The sequence below is a fragment of the Clostridium mobile genome (assembly GCF_018918285.1).
In the GTDB taxonomy this organism is placed as follows: domain Bacteria; phylum Bacillota; class Clostridia; order Clostridiales; family Clostridiaceae; genus Clostridium_AW; species Clostridium_AW mobile.
The window spans coordinates 423062-442582 of record NZ_JAHLQF010000001.1; the positions used below are offsets into that span (position 1 = coordinate 423062).

A 19521-nucleotide genomic window follows, 5' to 3' on the forward strand; every position below is an offset into this window, starting at 1 on the left:
ATAAAAACTGCTGTAGTTAAACAGCAGTTTTTATTTTATTTTACTTCATTCTTACTCTTACCTGTTTTCTCAAATTCACTTAAACTCTCTAGTGAATATTCCACCATGTTATCTACAGCTTCATCAGTATAAAATGCATAGTGAGGTGTGAATAACACATTTGGAAATTTTAAAAGTCTTACTAAAACATCATCTTCAAGTATAGAATTTCTGTGATCACTATGGAATATACCAACTTCATTTTCATAAACATCCGTTGCAAGGCCACCAATTTTCCCAGATTCAAGGCCTCCTATAAGATCCTCTGCATTCATTAATCCACCACGGGCAGTATTCACTATTATTACTCCATCTTTCATTTTAGCTATGCTCTCCTTATTGATTAAGTGATAGTTTTCCGGAGTTAAAGGACAGTGTAGGGATATTATATCAGATTTAGCAAATAGCTCATCTAAATTTTTATATTCAATATATTTTTTAGCTTCTTCATTTTCATATAGGTCATATCCAATTAATTTACCACTAAAGCCTGAAAAAGCTTTGATGGTAGCCAAACCTATTCTACCTGTGCCAATAAATCCTATAGTCTTATTTCTAAGCTCACTACCCATAAGACCAGACAGCCCAAAGTTTTGAACATCTACACGGCGTATAGCCTGTTGAATGTTTCTGAGGACACATAATGTTATTCCAACTGCAAATTCTGAAACCGCATTTGGAGAATAGGCTGGTACATTAGAAACTTTTATATCATATTTTTTAGCTGTTTCTAAATCTATATTATTTACACCTGCGGAACGACTGGCTAAATATTTTACTCCAAGTTTTGCAATAGCTTCTATTCCTTCTTTATTAGCCTTACAATTTCCTAGTATACTAACTCCATAAAAACCTTCTGCCAAATGAGCATTATGTGGTCCAAAGGACTCTTTTATCAAAGTAACATTATGATTATATATTTTAGAATATTCTTCAAAACTGGCTATTTCATCTGGCCGTACAGCATAAGCTATTACTTTCATATTAATCTCTCCTATTCAAACTTTAGTTTATAGTCTTCTGGCTTTACTAACTTAACTACTTTAGTAAATACATAGTTAAATACAAAGCCTAATAGTATAGGTATAATAACAAATATTAATGTCACCATCATAATATTTGTTACCGACCATCCACCACTCATTAAATTTAATGCATTAATTGGTCCTATTAATCCTGATATGCCGAAGCCAGCACTCATTGGCGTTCCAGGTATATTAAACATTCCAGCTAAAGCTCCTAATACTGCTGCATTACAAACAATTGGTATTATCATCTTAGGTTTCTTTATAAAATTAGCCATTTGCATTTTAGGTGATCCTAAAAAGTGTGCTACTGAAGTACCCACAGAATTGGATTTCCATCCTGATATGGACAATCCAAATCCTGCTGCAACAATTCCTAAATTTGCTGCTCCAGAAGCAATTCCTGATAGGGAAATTGCTGTAGCAACACCCACTGTAGAGATTGGTGATACAATTAATAATGCAAAAGCAATTGCTGTTAAAATACCCATTAGTATTGGTTGCAGTAGTGTAAAGTTTTGTATTATCCTACCAATCCACTCTGTGATTAACTTAATATATGGTAATGTAAATAATCCTAAAGCTCCTGCTACTGTAATTACAATGGTGGGAACTAGCAGTATGGTATATGCCTTTAATTTAGAACCTAATAATAGTACTATTACTACTGCTATCGCTGCTGTTATACCAGCATTTATTACATCACCAGTTCCAGTAAATGCAAATACCCCTTTCTCTCCAGCCATGGATACTCCAGAACCTACTACCGTTGCGATTCCTATTGATGCGGTCTGTATTGGAGTAAATCCAAATTGCATTGCTACTGTTACTCCAATAACCATAGGTAGCATTCTTGCCGCTAAGTTTGTCATATCTATAATTAATTTAGCACCAGGAAATACAGGCGATAGTGCTTTAGCTAATTCTCCAAGTAAAGCTCCTGGAACTAGTGCAACAACTATACCTATGCTTAACCCCGCAAGAACTTTATTGAAGAAATTTCCACCTGACACTTTTCCATTATTTTTTGACATTCGCATATTCCTCCTTCAGCTTATTGCATATTTTGTCGCATTTTATATTTTACTAGAAACTATTTTGTAACATTAACCATTTAAAATAATTTTTTATAAACTTTACAGGTGCTCAAATATCCTGTAAATAACAACTCTATTTTAAATATAAGTATTTATTATAGAGATTGCTTAATTTTAGATAATCTTCATAGAGTTTTAATAATATTATTTCTTTATACAAGTCATTTATTCTAACTATAAAAATAAAAAAAAGATCAGCCTAATTAGCTGATCTTTATCTTATCTATAAAATCTTCAAAAACTACTAGCATTATATTATTTCCTCTTCCTGCTCTATTTTGAGATTTAATATTATCTATAATTATCTTTTCCTCATTCTTTTTCTTTGAAATTAAATGTAGTTGTTTATATTCTTCTTTTCTTAAAAAAGCAAATGCTACATTATCGTCCTCTTTTAGACTTATACCTGTAACTCCTGAAGCAATCCTTCCCATAAGACTTACGCTGGAGGATAGAAATCTTATACACATGGCTTTTTCAGTTATTATAATTATATCTTCTTCTTCCTCCTTAGAATACTGTACTGATACTAATGAATCTTTTTCCCATTTAAATTTATATCCTTGACATAAGAAGTTTTCTCCCTTAAATTCGCTTAAAGCTGTCTTTTTTACTAAGCCACTTTTAGTAAAGAAATATACGTATCCCTCTTCCTCATCCTTAATGGAAATTATATTTAATATTTCACTTTTATCAATTTCCAATAAATCTTCAAGACTTATTCCCTTATCACTTAAGTTTTCTAACATAAATGAAGGTATAGATACCACTTTTCCATCTTTAAAGAATATAAGCAATTTACTACTTGAATCTGTGTTCAATGTGAGATGAAAGCCTTTTTCTAATTTATTGCCTTTCTTAATATCTCCAAATTTATTCCACAATATTTTAAAGCTATTAAATACCCCTTCTTTTACAAAGCTAGCCTCTATTACTTCATCTTTTTCACTAATAGAAAATAATTGAATTGGAAGTATGTTTCTATCTACACTTTCTAATGAAGGTTCTTCTATTGTAAATTCAAAGCCTATTTTAGTTAATATTTTAATAAAAGCCTCTTCTCTATCTCTTGAAACTAAGTCAACTTTTATTAATTCTTCACCTTGCTTTAATTTAGATGCAACTAGCTTAGTATAGCTAGTAATATATTTATCTAGCCCTGTTTTCTTTATAGCACCCTTTGAGGTTATGAATATAATATCCTTTTGACAAGAGAAATCTTCTATAGAATAAGCATTGATTATCCTTTCTTCTTCAAGATCTAATCCCTTTATAATATAATCTATTCTCTCTCCTCTTTCCCTCCATCTCATTTCAGGTATATCTACCACTTTTATTTGGTACATATTCCCCGTGTTTGTAAATAGAGCTAAGGTATCTTTAGTGTTGGAGTTTAGTAAAAATTTATTATAATCTCCTTCTCTATAATCGATCTCTTCAACATCAGTATTGGAACGATTATAAGTTTTTTGAGATATTCTCTTTACAAAGCCTTCATTAGACATAGTTATTACAACTTCTTCTTCTATAATCAATTCCTCTATATCTATTTTGGCTTCATCATCATCTTCTACTATTTCAGTTCTTCTATTGTCACCATATTTATCTTTAATTTCATTTATTTCTTCTTTTATTACCTTTAGCAATTCTTTTTCACTTTGTAATATTTTGTTTAGCTTATTTATTTGTCTTTCAAGTTCCCTATATTCTTTTTCAAAGGCTTTAATCTCAAGTCCTGTAAGTCTATATAACATAAGCTCTAATATAGCATCGCTTTGAATTTCTGTAAATCCAAACTTATTTATAAGATTTTGCCTAGCATCTTTTTTTGATTTAGAACTTCTTATTGTCTCTATTATCTGATCCATTATACCTATAGCTTTGATAAAACCTTCTACTATGTGAAATCTTCTTTCTGCTATTTCTAATTCTCTCAAAGTTCTTTTCGTTACTACATCTTTTTGATGTTCAACATAGTGGTGAATTATAGTCTTAAGACCCATAGTTTCAGGTTTTCCTTCAGCTAAAGCAACCATATTAAATGATAGATTGCATTGTAGCTCAGTTTTTTTATATAAATATTTTAAAATCTTTTCCCCTATTTCTTCATCTACGGATTTTTTTAATTCAATAACAGCCCTTATACCAGTTCTATCAGACTCATCTCTTATATCGCTGATTCCCTCAAGGGATTTTGCATGTCTTTTATCTGCTGTCATTTCAGAAATGGTCTGTAATATTCTAGCCTTATTTCGTCTGTATGGAAATTCAGTTATGACAATACCTAGTCTTCCATTTTCAAGTTTCTCTAAAGAAGCTTTTGCTCTTAAAGTAACCTTTCCTGATCCTGTCTCATAAGCGGATAAAAGTGAATTCTTACCTATTAAAATACCCCCTGTAGGTAAATCAGGTCCTTTAATATGTTTCATCATATCTTTAGTGCTTATGCTACTATCATCTATATAAGCTAAAGTAGCATCTATAACCTCTCCAAGATTGTGAGGCGGTATATTAGTTGTAAGCCCTACCGCTATTCCAAAAGCACCATTTACTAAAAGATTTGGGTATCTAGCAGGAAGCACTGCTGGTTCCTTTTCTGAAGATGAGTAGTTATCCACCATGTTTACTACATCTTTTTCAATATCTCTAGTTAGTTCTAAAGCAATAGGAGTAAGTCTTGCTTCTGTATAACGCATAGCTGCAGCACTATCTCCATCTACGCTTCCCCAATTTCCATGTCCATCTATTAATGGCATTCTAGTTGAGAAATCCTGAGCTAATATTACCATGGCATCATAAACAGATGAATCTCCATGAGGGTGGTATTTACCTAGAATATCCCCTACGATTCTTGCAGATTTATAATATGGTTTATCTGGAAAGGCAGACAACTTATACGCACCGTATATAATCCTTCTATGAACTGGCTTTAATCCATCTCTCACGTCCGGCAGAGCTCTATCTTTTGCAACCTCTACTGCATAAGGAAGATAATTATCCGGCATAGCTTCTTCAATTGGTATATTAATTATATTTTTATCTTCTGGTATATTATTTTTTTTAGACATTTAAACACCTCTCTAGACTTAAATAGGTTAAAACTCTCCGTATTTATACATGTAGTTTTTTCTAGGCTCAACAACATCTCCCATAAGTAAAGATACCATTTTTTCTGCCTTTGCAGCATCTTCTATGGTTATTCTTTGTAATGTTCTACTTTCTGGGTTCAAAGTAGTTTGCCAAAGTTGATCAGGATTCATTTCACCTAACCCTTTATATCTTTGAATTAAAAACCCTTTTCCGATTTCCTTCTTTGCACTATCTAATTCTTCATCACTATAGGCATATTTAATTACTTCTTTTCCTTTAACATCTTTATATACCTTATACAAAGGTGGTGATGCAATATACAGATGTCCATTTGTAATCAATGGCCTCATATACCTATAAATATATGTCATCCACAAGGTACGAATATGATATCCATCCACATCCGCATCTGATAGAATAATTACTTTATCATACTTTAAATCTTCTTCGTTATAATTATCAAGAACTCCAGTACCAATAGCAGTATTAAATATTTTTAGTTCCTCACTGCTCAACACATTCTCTAGTTTTTGTTTTTCTGTATTCATTATTTTACCCTTTGAAGGCATTATGGTCTGAAATCTTCTATCCCTTGCTTGTTTGGCAGATCCTCCAGCGGAATCTCCTTCCACTACTATAAATTCACAAGACTTAGCATCTCTTAGGGTACAAACAGCTATTTTACCAGCAAGAGGTGCTGTACCTTTTCCTATCTTTTTCTTTTCAGCTTCATTTATTTTTTTAATTTTTTCTCTTCTCGCCGCCGCTTCCATTGCATTGTTTATCAACAATGTAGCAGTATCTTTATTATCCTCAATCCATTCAGATAGTCTTGTATATGCTAAATCATTCATCATAGCATAAGCTTCATTATTTCCTAATTTTGTTTTAGTCTGACCTTCGAATATAGGATTAGTTAACTTTATTCTTATTATGGCAGTCATACCTTCCCTAAGGTCATCCCCTTCAAATTCCTTATCCTTTTCCTTTAAAATATTTAGCTTTTTAGCCCATTCTTTAAAAGCCCTAGTCATACCTGTCTTGAAGCCTGTTTCATGGGTTCCTGATTCCGTGGTTGGGATATTATTTACGTAGCTTGCAATATGCTCTGTAGTTGAATCTGTAAATTGAATACACACTTCCCCATACATACTAATTCCATTTACTTCTCTTTCTCCATCAAAAAGTATTGGAGGATTGTGTAATACGGTTTTACTTTCGTTTAAATAATCTATAAAATCTAAAAGTCCCCTCTCAGAGTGGTATTCTTTTGTTATAGGTTCTTCTTTTCTATTATCTATTAAAACTAAAGTTATTCCTTTATTTTGAAATGCTAATTCTTGAAGTCTCTCATCAATTATGTCAAATTTAAAATCTATTGTTGAGAAAACTTCTTTATCTGGTAAAAACGTGACTTTAGTACCAGTTTCTTTTGTCTTTCCTACTACCTCTAACTTTGTTACTGCTGTTCCTGGCATGCTTTTTTTTAAAGATTGGTCATAGGAATATTCAAATCTTTGCCTATATATATTTCCATTTTGTTTTATTTCAACTTCTAACCATTCAGACAAGGCATTAACTACTGATGCACCTACACCATGAAGCCCTCCAGATGTTTTATAATTAGAATTATTAAATTTACCACCTGTATGTAGTTCAGTAAACACCATCTCTACTCCAGACTTTTTCTTTGTAGGGTGTATTCCTGTAGGTATTCCTCTACCATTATCCTGTACAGTAACGGTCTTATCTTTATTTAAACTAATAATAGCTCTATCTCCATAACCATTGGTTATCTCATCTATAGCATTATCTAATATTTCCCATATGCAGTGATGTAAACCTTTGCTACCTGTAGAGCCTATGTACATTCCTGGTCTTACACGTACTGGCTCTAACTTTTCTAAGGAAGTTAATGCAGTTACATCGTATATAGAGTCCATCTGCAAATCTTTATCCATATTTCTCCTCCTAACTGCTAATATATCACAAATTAAAATTATAGCAGAAATAACCTGCAAAAACAAATGTTCTTATTTAGTTAAACATTGAAATTTAATGGTGGAAAATTATTATTTTAAAAAATTATTAGAAATTAAAAAGGTTTCTGGCGTTAGCACAAAAACCTTTAATCATTTAGATTTTTACTGACAAAATCAATTATTTATTATCCACTTTCCACTGTTAATTAAATAATTGAACACCAACTTAATAAACCTTAAATTTATTTTTATTCTCTATTCTTTTTACAAATCATTTGCTTTTTTGAAAAAAAACGTAGATGAAATGGTTGCAAAAATTATAAAAACTAAAGGAATAATAAATTTAGCAGAATTAAATTTAAATATATTCCTCCCCATAATTGAATAGCATAAAGTTTCAGGCATTACTCCAATAAGAGATGCTAAAATAAAATCTCTATATTTTATTTTACTAAGTCCACAGGTATAGCTTAGTGGATCATAAGGTAACACTGGAGGAAGTCTTAATAAAAGCAATATTTTAAATCCATTTTTCTCAATATTGGCATTTATATTAGCAGCTCTTCCTTTTAGCATCTGACTTATTTTGGATTGTCCAAAAAATCTAGCTATTGAAAAAGCTACTGTACCAGATAAGAAGAATCCTATCATGCTTAGCATAAATCCTTTAATAGGCCCAAATAGCATTCCACCAATTACTGAAAATATAGCTGCCGGTACACAAACTAAAAGTGGCTTTAATAAACACATAATTAAAAAGCATACTACAGCAAATTTACCATAAGTAGATATATAGTCTGCTAAATCATCAATTTTTATATTTCTTATGTCTATATGGAATATTTTTATTGTATAAAAAGCTAACATTATAATGATGATAATAAGGGCAATTTTTAATATAGTCTTTTTATTTTTCATATTTTTTCTCCTACATTATGGAAATATTTTTAATATTACTACTATCATACAACAAATAAACACTTTATTCAAATTTAAACTTTTACTGTAAGATATTCTAATAACGCAAGTATTGATATTAATATTGTTAATAAATATATAAATATTATAATAAAAACTAGTGTATAAACTTTTATACACTAGTTTTTATTATTTATAATTTTTTAACTATTTTGCTAGATTCTTTAAAGCTTAAATTTCTTATTATTTTTCTCACTTTTAATATAGAGGATGGGCTCATGCTAAACTCCTCTAGTCCCATTCCTAAAAGTAACGGAATTAAATCCTCCCTTCCTGCCATCTCTCCACACATTCCTACCCATATTCCTTCTCTATGTCCATTTTCTATTACTAATTTTATTAACCTAAGTACTGCTAAATTATTAAAATCATAAAGGTATGAAACTTTTTCATTCATCCTATCCACTGCCATAGTATATTGTATAAGGTCATTTGTTCCGATGCTAAAAAAATCTACTTCTTTTGCTAAAATATCAGAAATAATAGCTGCAGATGGAACTTCAATCATTATGCCTACCTCTAAATTCTCATCATATTCTAAGCCTTCTTCCTTCAACTCATTTTTGCACTCTTTTAAAATTTTTTTACTCTCTAAAAGTTCCTCTAAATTGCATATCATAGGGAACATAATCTTTAAGTTTCCATACTTAGAAGCTCTTAATAGAGCTCTTAACTGAGTTTTAAAAATATCCTTTCTATCTAAACATAACCTTATAGCTCTATATCCCAAAAATGGATTTAACTCTTCTTTAATTGGTAAATATGATAGTTTTTTATCTCCTCCGATGTCTAGAGTTCTAATTACTACAGGCTTTCCATTTAGCTTCTCAACTACACTTTTATATGCTAAAAATTGTTCTTCTTCATTAGGCAAAACTTCCTTTTCCATGTACAAAAACTCGGTTCTAAAAAGTCCTATACCTTCTCCTCCATTTTCGATTATGCTATCCACTTCTTCTACGGATCCTATATTTCCTGCTACTTCTACTTTTTTAAAATCTAAAGTAATACTTTCTAAATCCTTATACTTTAATAGTTCTATTTTATCTTCCATATATCGTTCTATCTTTTCTCTATAGTTTTTTAAAGTTTTCTCATCAGGATTTAATATAACTACGCCTTCATTTCCATCTATTATTAAAACATCTCCATTTTTTATTTTATCCAATAAATTGTGTACACCCAATATCGCAGGAATTCCTAAAGTTCTAGCTATTATTGCTGAATGAGATGTAACTCCTCCTGTCTCCGTAACAAAACCTAACACCTTATTTTTATCCATTTGAGCAGTTTGAGAGGGTGTAATATCTTTTGATATTATTATGCTTTCTTCTTTAATGTTGTTTACACCTTCCTCGACTTGTCCATTTAATATTCTTAACATCCTTTTAGTAACGTCTTTTATATCTACAATTCTTTCCTTTAAATACTCATCTTCTATTCCTTCAAATATTTCTACTAACTCATCACATACAGTCTTTAAAGCATATTCAGCATTTATATTTTCCTTTAATATCTTTTCACTAACTGTTCCAATAAGCTCTGGATCATCTAGCATAGTCAAATGAGCCTCAAATATTTCACCTTCATTTTCAGTAAAATTTTTAATAGTGGATTCTATTAATTCTTCTAATTCTTTTTTTGCTTTCTCTACAGCCTTATTAAATCTTTCTTCCTCTAAACTACTATCTTCTATTTTAATTTTTAAAGGTTTAAAATCATACTCTTTTATCACAAATGCTTTGCCTATAGCTATTCCTGATGACGCTTTTATACCTTTTAACATAAAAAATCCTCCCAAATATTATTAGTTTCATCAAATAAATATGTAAAGATATTACATATATTATATCATTAAAAATTTCCAGTTCATAGGGAATTCATTAGTAAGTATCATTAAATTAAATTTATATTAAAGTAATAAAAAATATTAAGTTGCTAAAACTAAGAAGGATAGATAAAAGATAAGGGGATGATTTTATGAAAGCTGGCAAGACATGGTGGATTTTAATAACTACCCTACTTATAGGAGCTGTAGCACTTTACGGCTCATTTTATCTTCAAGTTTCAAAATGGGATAATAAAATGTATCCAAATACTTTAATAAATGGTATTGATGTATCTGGTAAAACAAAAGAAGAGGCTAAAGAAATTTTAGAGAATCATTTAAAAGAAATAGAAAATATAAATATAAGAATTAAAGCTGGAAATAAAATTTATAATCTTAATTTATCTGATGGTAAAACAAACTCTTTAGACAGCGTATTAAATAATGCTTTAGCTTATAGTAAAGACCTTAATATATATAGTAAATATAAGACAATTAAAAATCCTAATAAAAGAGAATACGATGTTTTATTAAACTATAAAGGTAATATGGATAAAATAATAGAGAAAATAAATAAGGATGTAAGTAAAGCACCTGTAGATGCATACATTAAATCCATCTCCTCTGGAAAACCAGTAATATCTAAAGACATACCAGGCGAAAAGCTAGACAAGGAGGATTTAATAAACAAAATTAATTCAACCCTTAAAGAAAATACAAAAGATAGTGAAATTATAGCAAAAATAAAACAATATGAAGCTAATATTACAGAAAAAAAATTGCAGCAAATTGACTCCTTGATATCATCTTTCTCTACTAATCTGGGAGGCTCTCCTCCAGGCAGAGTTAAAAATATACATCTAGGTACTAGTTTTATTAATGGTACTCTATTAATGCCAGAAAATAGTTTTAGCTTCAATGATAAAGTGGGCAAAATCTCTGTAGAAAGAGGATTTGTAGAAGCTCCAGTTATAATAAAAAATCGTTTAGAAAAAGGTATCGGCGGAGGTATTTGTCAAGTTTCTACAACTCTATATAATGCTATTACTACCTCAAATATAAAACCCATTGAAAGAAAAAACCATTCCATACCTCCAGCTTATATAGATCCAGGTTTTGATGCAACTGTTAGTGAGAATTCTATAGACTATAAATTTAAAAACACATTACCTTATCCACTATATATTGAAGGCATTGCAAATGAAGAGAAGATAACGTTTAATATTTATTCTAACTCCTCATTAAACAAAGTAAAATATAAGTTAATCAATGAAATTTACGATAAAACAGAGCCAAAAACTATATACGAAGATGATCCTACTCTTCCTAAAGGTACGGTGAAGAAAGTTCAATCTGCTAAACCCGGCTGTAAAGTAAATGTGTATTTAATTGGACATAAAGACGGAAAAGAAGTGTCAAAGGAACTCATATCAAAAGATATTTATAAACCTTCAGATGAAGTAATAAAAAGAGGGACTAAATAGAAAGCATAACTTTTATCATTGATGATAATAATATTTTTGAAAGAATATTATTTTAAAGGAGGCTATTATGAATACTAGAGATTCTATTAAAGTAAATTCAAATACAAAAAAAAGACCTATAGAACAACACGATACAGCAGCATGGGCGAATATAGAATACTTAAAACCTGTTTCTCAAGTTTCTGTGCCTAGTGAAGTAGAAATGTTTAATGCTAAAGAGTGGGTAGATTCAAATCAAAAATAAATTTCAAATAAAACCTTGTTTTAAACGAGGTTTTATTTTTTTAATATTCAATATCCTAGTTTTAAAAATCTATTTTCTTATGATAAAATATTAATATATGCATTTATAAGTAGGAGGACTTCAAAATTATGAAAATAGGTATGAGAAATATAAAAACCTCTATATCTGTAGTTCTATGTGTAATATTATTTGAACTTTTAAATAGAGAATATCCATTTTACGCCTGTATAGCTGCTGTTGTAACTCTACAAAGCTCAATTTCTGACTCTTTTAAAGCTGGGCAAAACAGACTTATAGGAACTGCTATAGGTGCTACAGTAGGTTTAATTTTTTCCTATCTACCTCAATTTAATTTTTGGGTGCATGCTGTTTACATTGGATTAGGAATATGCATGGTTATTTATCTTTGTAATATATTTAATAAAAATGATTCAATATCCATATCTTGCATTGTATTTTCTGCTATAATGACTAACCTAAAAGGTGTTCCTTCATACATATATGTAATAAATAGAACAGTTGATACCTGCATTGGAATAATAATATCAATTTTAGTAAATAAATACTTTAATTTTAAATTTTTCAATAAATTTAAATAAAATATAAATATGGTAAGGTGATTAATTTGAATAAAATATTTAATGTTGGCCTAATTGGCTATAGTTCTGGCGGGAGAATTTATAATGGTCCAATAATATCAAGTATTAACGGCTTTAATATACTAAAAATATTTGAAAGAAAAGATCATAATATTCATCATGCTCGAAATAATTTTCCTAAAGCCACAATAGTATCAAATTTAGAGGATATATTAGAAGACCCCAATATAGATTTAGTAATTATAGCTACACCAACTCCTCTTCATTATTCATTAGCACATAAGTCTCTTTCACATCATAAACATACCATCGTGGAAAAACCCTTTACTATAACAACTGTTGAAAGTAATGATTTAATAAAATTAAGCAAGGAAAATAACAAACTATTATCTGTTCATCATAACAGAACTTGGGACAGTGATTTTTTAACAGTTAAAGATATAATAGAGAAAAAGTTATTGGGTAAATTAGTGAAATATGAATGTAATTTTAATAGATTTAGACCTGAAATAGTTTCAAATACTTGGAAAGAATCTCCCTCTCCAGGTTCTGGAGTACTTTATGATTTAAGCTCTCATTTAATTCATCAATCCATATATCTTTTCGGACTTCCTGAGTATATTACAGCAAATATATATATTGAACGAGAAGGCGGAAAAGCCCCAGATAGTTTTCATATAAAACTTCAATACCCGGATCTGAATGTATATCTTAATTCCAGCATGCTTGTAAGAGGAGAGCTTCCTAAGTTTACTCTTTTAGGGGATAAAGGCTCCTTTATAAAATATGGTGTAGATCCTCAAGAAGAATTCTTAAAGAAGGGACTTCTTCCTAATCTCCAAGATAACTGGGGAAGAGAAAATGAAAATATATGGGGAAACATAAATACAGACATCAATGGAACCCATATCATTGGGAAGGTTGAAAGTAAGTTAGGTGACTATAGGAAATACTATGAAAATATTTATAATACTCTTTTAGGTAAAGAAAAGCTAATAATCTCACCAGAACAAGGGAGAGATGTGATTAGAATTATCGAATTGGCTATTGAAAGTGATATGAATAAATCTTCATTACCTTATACACCTTAAATATATTAGAGTATGCAACTAATTAGATGAGCCCCAGGAGTGCCAATTTACTTCTTCTGGGGCTTGCTATTCTCAGATTTTCTACAGAAAATCAAGCTTTATTATTTCAAATTGGCTATAAACTCATCTGTAAGTCTTACGATTTCATCAGTTTGGTCTCGATAAATAATATGAGAACCTTCAAGTATAACATAGGATGCGCTATCTCCCAAACGCTTTAAGTGGTCTTCTTCAAACTCCATACTTCCTATATACTCAAATGTCTTTTTCATATCCTCATCTGTAAGTGGTACCACCTTTTCCGTTGTTTGTTTAGCTATAATTTTTAGCACAGGAATATCCTCTGGAAATGGTAAATCTTTAACTTCTCTCACACAATTATACAAGTTTTCAATCTGCTCAATTTTTGTATCATTTATAGCGTAGTCTATATGTTTTTTATAATCCTCTATTTCCTTTTGCGTATAACCGTTTTCCGCCATTAGCAGGTTTCCTGGAGTCCTCTTTATTAGTAATGGTAGCAAACCTATTTGTTGCAAAAATTTCCCAATATTATCATAAGGCACAATCATCTCTTTTGGCATTTCCTCCATTGTAAATGCTGTTGAGGTGGTATCGAGCAAAATCATGCCTTTAACTTCTTCTGGATATTTTGTAGCGTAATATTCGCTATAAATACCTGATATTGAGTGTGGCATTAATATATAAGGAGGTTTAAACCCTGCCTTATGAAGGGAAGTTCTGATTTCCTTCATATAATTTTCACAAGTACGTGGCTTGTCTGTTTCACCACTAAATCCAACCCCAAAATATTCTACCGTCACGACTGTATATTTTTTACTTAAGTTACGCATAAGAGGAGCAAAGTCCGCTGATGGCAGAGGCATCCCAAAGCCTGCTAAAAGTACGATAGTCTCCTCCCCATTACCCATGGAATAAACGTGCATATTTTCACTATCTACTTCAACCATTTTACCATAAGGTTTTACTTCCTCTAGCTGGTTTTTGTAATAAGTATTATGCAACGTGAAACCTGTAAGCATAGCTAGTACTATCAAACCCACAATAATACCTATAATCCAAAGAATTATTTTACCTATTTTTTTAATTTTTGTTTTCATTATTTTCTCCTTTCACTTTTTCTCCCTTCATCCCGTTCTCCTTTTATTGCTTTTAGCTTTTCTACCATGCTTTGAAAACTACATTCATCAGCAAGTTGAGAAAAAGCAGGATTATTAACTACTAAATCTACCACATTTTGCTTAATTGTTTTTTCATTTTTAACAAGTCCTGCCCCTAAATCTAATTTATTCAGCCAATCACCAAGTGAATCAAAAAAATTATCGCCGTGGGGCGTCAACTGATAAATATTACTTGTGGCGAGCTCTGTGTATTTTTGCAACATATTAAGACTTTTTTCTGAATTACCTTGCACTATATACCCTTGTGCAGCCACTATATAGAGCTCCATAATAACAGTAGGAAGAAGCTGTTTTACATTAAAGGTTTCCTCTACTGCCAATGCGCGATTTAATATTTCCTCATATCTTTTTGGCTCATCGATACACATTGCAAGATATAAGGGAAAAACACTGAATAAGCCTATAACATATTGATATATTCCTATTTGCAATGTGGATTTTGCTTCATCTGTTTTTCCTGACATTTTATAAGCAGAAGCAAGAAGTGCTTCTACAGGGAGCAGGGGCTTGTTCATAGCTTCAAGTAATTCCATGGCAGATTGTGGATCCCTAATAGTAATATAGCAAAACGCTTCCATATATTGTGCCTGTTTGATAAGCTCTACATCTCCGCTTTCCTTTTTTACTCGAACAAAAAGCTCTTTTGCTTCCAAGATCAAGGCAGTGGTTTTTTCTGTATCTTTTGCCAAATCACTGTGGAAGAGTATCAAAACCCCCATTTGCAATAGAAGAGGAAGGCAAGCATAATATTTTTTGATGATATCCCTACAGTTGTTTAAAACCTCATCATAGGGTTTTGATGTAAAATCCGCGGATAATTTATGATAAAGCTTGCAAATATCCTCTCTTGACATTTGCGGCTCGTATCCCATTAAATCATCTATACTAATGTTAAAGTAAGCCGCAAGTTGCGGTAGAAAAGTAATATCTGGGTAACTTTGTCCCGTTTCCCATTTAGAAACGGAAGCCTTTGAAACACCAATATATTTTGCCAGTTCCTCTTGAGTAATGCATTTTTCTTTTCTCTTATCTACAAGTGTTCTAGCAATATTTATTTCTTTCATTTCATCACCTCTACTGCTCTCTTATTTTAATTATACTTACTGTGGTTAAAGAACTCAAAGGATTTACAGTTGACTTTGATTGACAAAATCAACTGTAAAGAAACATGGAATATTTATAATCTTTTATTCCATTAGTGAGTAGATATTTATTACAACTTCACAAGGATATTCCCTAGGAAATAACAAAAGAAAAAAGCACAGGATATTTGAAGATATCCTGTGCTAATCCAACAGTTTTTATCAAAAGTTTTCTGATAGCTTTTTATATACTTCATATCTATGTTTAGCATGTTTTTCTGATTCATTAAACATTTCCTCTGCAATTTCTGGGAATACATTTGCTAATGAAGTATATCTTATTTCTCCTCTTATAAAATCTTGGAAAGATCCTTTTGGTTCTTTAGACTCCAGTATAAACGCATTCTTTCCTTCTTCTTTAAGTTTAGGATTGTATTTATATAAATGCCAATATCCAGTTTCAACAGCTTTCTTACTTTCCATAATACTTGTTCCCATACCTGTTTTAATGCCGTGGTTAATACATGGAGCATAAGCTATTATTAATGAAGGTCCTTTATACTCCTCTGCTTCTTTTATTACTTTAATTGTTTGAGGCATATTAGCTCCTATAGATATTTGAGCCACATACACATAACCGTAACTCATAGCCATGAGACCAAGATCCTTCTTCCTTATCTTCTTTCCTGCTGCAGCAAATTTAGCCACCGCTGCAGTTGGTGTTGATTTTGACATCTGGCCACCTGTATTTGAATATACTTCTGTATCTAAAACTAAAATATTTACGTCATCTCCTGAAGCCAATACATGGTCTAACCCACCATATCCAATGTCATAGGCCCAACCATCTCCTCCAATTATCCATACTGATTTCTTAACTAAGTAGTCTTTGTTATTCATTATTTCCTTGTATATAGGATCTTTCATGTAATCTACTTTCTTCAATGCATTTACAACTTTTTCTGATGAAGACTTTGATTTATCACCATCATTCATATTATCAATCCATTCAGCAAAAGCTTCTTTAATTTCCTCATCTATATCTTTATTTAAAGCTTCATCCATAAGTAAGGCTAATCTTTCCCTTATTTGTTTAATGCCTAGGTACATGCCGTATCCATATTCCGCATTATCTTCAAATAGGGAGTTTGCCCAAGCTGGTCCTTGACCTTTTTCATTTGTAGTATATGGTACTGAAGGTGCACTTCCTCCCCAAATTGAAGAACAACCTGTAGCATTAGCTATCATCATTCTATCTCCATATAGTTGGGTTATCAACCTAACGTAAGGAGTTTCTCCACAACCTGGACATGCTCCATTAAATTCTAAAAGCGGCTTATTGTATTGGCTACCCTTAACAGTATAAATATCTTGAACATTATGCTTTTCACGTAATGTTATAGCAAAATCCCAATTGTCCCCTTCCATTTCTATTTCCTGTTCAGCTGGTTTCATAATTAACGCCTTACCTGGTGCTGGACAAACATCCGCACAGTTGCCGCATCCAGTACAATCAAGAGGACTTATTTGAATTCTATATTGATAGTCTTCTAATCCTTTACCTACTGCTTTCTTAGTCTTAAAGGTTGATGGGGCTTTATTTACTTCTTCTTCAGTAAGCAAGAATGGCCTTACTGTAGCATGAGGACAAATATAAGAGCATTGATTACACTGTATACATTTATCAATTTGCCATTCTGGTACAAGTACTGCGATGCCTCTCTTTTCATAGGCTGTTGTACCTAATGGGAAAGAACCATCTTCTCTTCCTAGGAAAGCACTTACAGGTAATTCGTCTCCTTCCATTCTTGCCATAGGAATTTGAATGTTTTTAACAAACTCTGGAATATCTTTTTCTAAGTCTTTTTCTATTTCTACGCTACTCCATGAACTTGGCACGGATACCTTAACTAATCCTTCTACTCCTTTATCTACAGCAGATTTGTTCATTTCTACGATTTTTTCACCTTTTCTGCCATAAGTAGTTTCTATAGAGTCTTTTAAGTATTTTACTGCATCTTCTATTGAAATAACTTTAGATAACTTAAAGAAGGCTGCTTGCATTACCATATTTATTCTTCCACCAAGTCCTATGTTTCTTGCAATGTTTACAGCATCTATTGTATAAAAGTTAATGTTATTATCTGCAATATATTTCTTTATAGAAGCTGGCAATTTTTCATCTAGTTCATCTTCCTTCCAAGGGCAGTTAAGTAGGAAAGTACCTCCTTTTTTAAGCCCTTTTAAAAGGTCATAATTATATAAGAAAGACCTGTTGTGACAAGCAATATAATCAGAATTATAAACCAAATAAGATGACCTTATAGGCTTACTTCCAAATCTTAAATGGGATACTGTAGTTCCTCCTGATTTTTTACTATCATAAGAAAAATATGCTTGTGCATATAAATCTGTTTTATCTCCAATGATTTTTACTGCAGTTTTATTTGCTCCTACAGTACCGTCAGAGCCTAGACCCCAAAACTTACAATTTATTGTTCCTTCTGGAGTTGTATCAACAAATTTTTCCGTAGATAATGATGTATAAGTAACATCATCTGTAATTCCTATTGTAAAATGGTCTTTAGGATTATCGCTCTTTAAATTTTCAAATACTGCAATTATTTCTGAAGGTCTTGTATCTTTTGATCCTAAACCGTATCTTCCACCTACTATTAAAGGTCTATTTTCTTTTTTATAAAATAAATTTGATACATCAAGACAAAGTGGCTCAGCTAAAGAACCTGGCTCTTTAGTTCTATCTAAAACCGCTATTCTTTCTACGGTTTTTGGTAACACTTTAAAGAAATACTCTTCTGAGAAAGGTCTGTACAGGTGCACCTTTATAAAGCCTACCTTTTCACCTTGCTTTAATAGATAATCTACCGTTTCCTCTAATGTGTCACATACTGATCCCATAGCAACAATTATATGCTTTGCATCTTCAGCACCATAATAATCAAAGGGATGATATTCCCTGCCTGTTATATTTTTTATCATTCCCATATAATCTTCTACTATATCTGGAATTGCATTATAAAACTTATTTGATACTTCTCTCCCTTGGAAATATATATCAGGGTTTTGAGCGGTCCCTCTTAATACTGGTCTTTCAGGATTTAAAGAATTATTTTTAAATTCATTTAAAGAATTATAATCTACAATCTTTGTTACATCTTCATAATCTATAACCTCTATTTTTTGGTATTCATGAGAAGTTCTAAAACCGTCAAAAAAATGTAAAAACGGAATTCTAGATTTTATTGATGATAGATGTGAAATAAATCCTAAATCCATAACTTCCTGCACATTAGAAGACGCAAGTAATGCAAATCCTGTTTGCCTACAAGCCATGACGTCTTGGTGGTCACCAAATATAGATAATGCATGAGCAGCTATAGCACGAGCACTAACATGAAACACTCCCGGTAACAATTCTCCAGATATTTTATACATATTAGGTATCATAAGAAGTAATCCTTGAGAAGCCGTATATGTAGTAGTTAAAGCACCTGCCGCTAAGGAACCATGGACTGCTCCAGCAGCACCAGCCTCTGATTGCATTTCTACTACTTTAACTCTTTGACCAAATATATTTTTCTTACCGTGTGCTGACCACTCGTCTACTCCTTCTGCCATTGGGGTAGATGGAGTAATAGGGAATATAGCTGCAACCTCTGTAAAAGCATAGGAAGCATAAGCTGCTGCACCATTTCCATCCATTGTTTTTGTTATCTTTTTCATAAATTACCCTCCTTATATATGTTAACCATATATAAG

13 protein-coding genes are annotated in these 19521 nt (G+C 31.4%); 4 read left to right on the plus strand and 9 right to left on the minus strand.

Annotated features, from left to right (window positions below; all coding sequences use genetic code 11):
• Positions 1–35: 35 nt before the first annotated feature.
• The 6 genes from KQI86_RS02230 to ptsP form a co-directional block, all read right to left on the minus strand.
• Positions 36–1022 carry a D-isomer specific 2-hydroxyacid dehydrogenase family protein gene (locus KQI86_RS02230; RefSeq protein ID WP_216437528.1) on the minus strand — a complete coding sequence of 329 codons (987 nt, stop codon included), beginning with the start codon at positions 1020–1022 and terminating at the stop codon, positions 36–38.
• An 11-nt stretch (positions 1023–1033) separates the two neighbouring features.
• Positions 1034–2098, minus strand: coding sequence for a PTS sugar transporter subunit IIC (locus tag KQI86_RS02235; protein WP_246582627.1), 1065 nt, complete (start codon positions 2096–2098; stop codon positions 1034–1036).
• A gap of 266 nt (positions 2099–2364) precedes the next feature.
• Positions 2365–5229, minus strand: coding sequence for a DNA topoisomerase IV subunit A (locus tag KQI86_RS02240; protein ID WP_216437530.1), 2865 nt, complete (start codon positions 5227–5229; stop codon positions 2365–2367).
• Positions 5230–5256: 27 nt separating this feature from the next.
• Positions 5257–7212, minus strand: coding sequence for a DNA gyrase/topoisomerase IV subunit B (locus KQI86_RS02245; protein WP_216437531.1), 1956 nt, complete (start codon positions 7210–7212; stop codon positions 5257–5259).
• 285 nt (positions 7213–7497) lie between these two features.
• Positions 7498–8151 (minus strand): TVP38/TMEM64 family protein, encoded by a 654-nt coding sequence (locus KQI86_RS02250; protein ID WP_216437532.1) that lies wholly within the window; start codon positions 8149–8151, stop codon positions 7498–7500.
• Positions 8152–8344: 193 nt separating this feature from the next.
• On the minus strand, positions 8345–9997 hold the full coding sequence (gene ptsP / locus KQI86_RS02255) for a phosphoenolpyruvate--protein phosphotransferase (protein ID WP_216437533.1): 1653 nt from the start codon (positions 9995–9997) through the stop codon (positions 8345–8347).
• A 194-nt stretch (positions 9998–10191) separates the two neighbouring features.
• Here ptsP and KQI86_RS02260 point away from each other — a divergent pair, with 194 nt between their 5' ends.
• The 4 genes from KQI86_RS02260 to KQI86_RS02275 all read left to right on the plus strand — a co-directional run bounded on the left by KQI86_RS02260 (position 10192) and on the right by KQI86_RS02275 (position 13457).
• On the plus strand, positions 10192–11523 hold the full coding sequence (locus KQI86_RS02260) for a VanW family protein (RefSeq protein ID WP_216437534.1): 1332 nt from the start codon (positions 10192–10194) through the stop codon (positions 11521–11523).
• 67 nt (positions 11524–11590) lie between these two features.
• Positions 11591–11767 (plus strand): CDIF630_02480 family spore surface protein, encoded by a 177-nt coding sequence (locus KQI86_RS02265; protein WP_216437535.1) that lies wholly within the window; start codon positions 11591–11593, stop codon positions 11765–11767.
• Between the two features lie 128 nt (positions 11768–11895).
• Positions 11896–12366 carry an FUSC family protein gene (locus KQI86_RS02270; protein WP_216437536.1) on the plus strand — a complete coding sequence of 157 codons (471 nt, stop codon included), beginning with the start codon at positions 11896–11898 and terminating at the stop codon, positions 12364–12366.
• 17 nt (positions 12367–12383) lie between these two features.
• Positions 12384–13457 carry a Gfo/Idh/MocA family oxidoreductase gene (locus KQI86_RS02275; protein WP_425514345.1) on the plus strand — a complete coding sequence of 358 codons (1074 nt, stop codon included), beginning with the start codon at positions 12384–12386 and terminating at the stop codon, positions 13455–13457.
• 101 nt (positions 13458–13558) lie between these two features.
• Here the strand turns inward: KQI86_RS02275 and KQI86_RS02280 are convergent, their stop codons facing one another.
• From KQI86_RS02280 to nifJ, 3 genes are all read right to left on the minus strand, one after another.
• A complete protein-coding gene (locus KQI86_RS02280) occupies positions 13559–14578 on the minus strand; it encodes an alpha/beta fold hydrolase (protein WP_216437538.1) in 1020 nt (339 codons plus the stop codon).
• The gene (locus tag KQI86_RS02285; RefSeq protein ID WP_216437539.1) at positions 14578–15723 is read right to left on the minus strand and encodes a helix-turn-helix domain-containing protein; all 1146 of its coding nucleotides are present in this window, start codon (positions 15721–15723) and stop codon (positions 14578–14580) included. The genes KQI86_RS02280 and KQI86_RS02285 overlap by 1 nt, the downstream gene beginning before the upstream one ends.
• A gap of 240 nt (positions 15724–15963) precedes the next feature.
• Positions 15964–19485, minus strand: a complete 3522-nt coding sequence (gene nifJ, locus KQI86_RS02290) for a pyruvate:ferredoxin (flavodoxin) oxidoreductase (protein ID WP_216437540.1) — start codon at positions 19483–19485, stop codon at positions 15964–15966.
• Between the last annotated feature and the right edge of the window lie 36 nt (positions 19486–19521).

Bases quoted from the DNA above. Each gene is read 5' to 3' on its own strand.
- KQI86_RS02250 (WP_216437532.1), bottom strand. From the start codon at position 8,151: ATGAAAAATAAAAAGACTATATTAAAAATTGCCCTTATTATCATCATT.
- nifJ (WP_216437540.1), bottom strand. From the start codon at position 19,485: ATGAAAAAGATAACAAAAACAATGGATGGAAATGGTGCAGCAGCTTAT.
- ptsP (WP_216437533.1), bottom strand. From the start codon at position 9,997: ATGTTAAAAGGTATAAAAGCGTCATCAGGAATAGCTATAGGCAAAGCA.
- KQI86_RS02260 (WP_216437534.1), top strand. From the start codon at position 10,192: ATGAAAGCTGGCAAGACATGGTGGATTTTAATAACTACCCTACTTATA.
- KQI86_RS02240 (WP_216437530.1), bottom strand. From the start codon at position 5,229: ATGTCTAAAAAAAATAATATACCAGAAGATAAAAATATAATTAATATA.
- KQI86_RS02280 (WP_216437538.1), bottom strand. From the start codon at position 14,578: ATGAAAACAAAAATTAAAAAAATAGGTAAAATAATTCTTTGGATTATA.
- KQI86_RS02285 (WP_216437539.1), bottom strand. From the start codon at position 15,723: ATGAAAGAAATAAATATTGCTAGAACACTTGTAGATAAGAGAAAAGAA.
- KQI86_RS02265 (WP_216437535.1), top strand. From the start codon at position 11,591: ATGAATACTAGAGATTCTATTAAAGTAAATTCAAATACAAAAAAAAGA.
- KQI86_RS02270 (WP_216437536.1), top strand. From the start codon at position 11,896: ATGAAAATAGGTATGAGAAATATAAAAACCTCTATATCTGTAGTTCTA.
- KQI86_RS02245 (WP_216437531.1), bottom strand. From the start codon at position 7,212: ATGGATAAAGATTTGCAGATGGACTCTATATACGATGTAACTGCATTA.
- KQI86_RS02235 (WP_246582627.1), bottom strand. From the start codon at position 2,098: ATGTCAAAAAATAATGGAAAAGTGTCAGGTGGAAATTTCTTCAATAAA.
- KQI86_RS02230 (WP_216437528.1), bottom strand. From the start codon at position 1,022: ATGAAAGTAATAGCTTATGCTGTACGGCCAGATGAAATAGCCAGTTTT.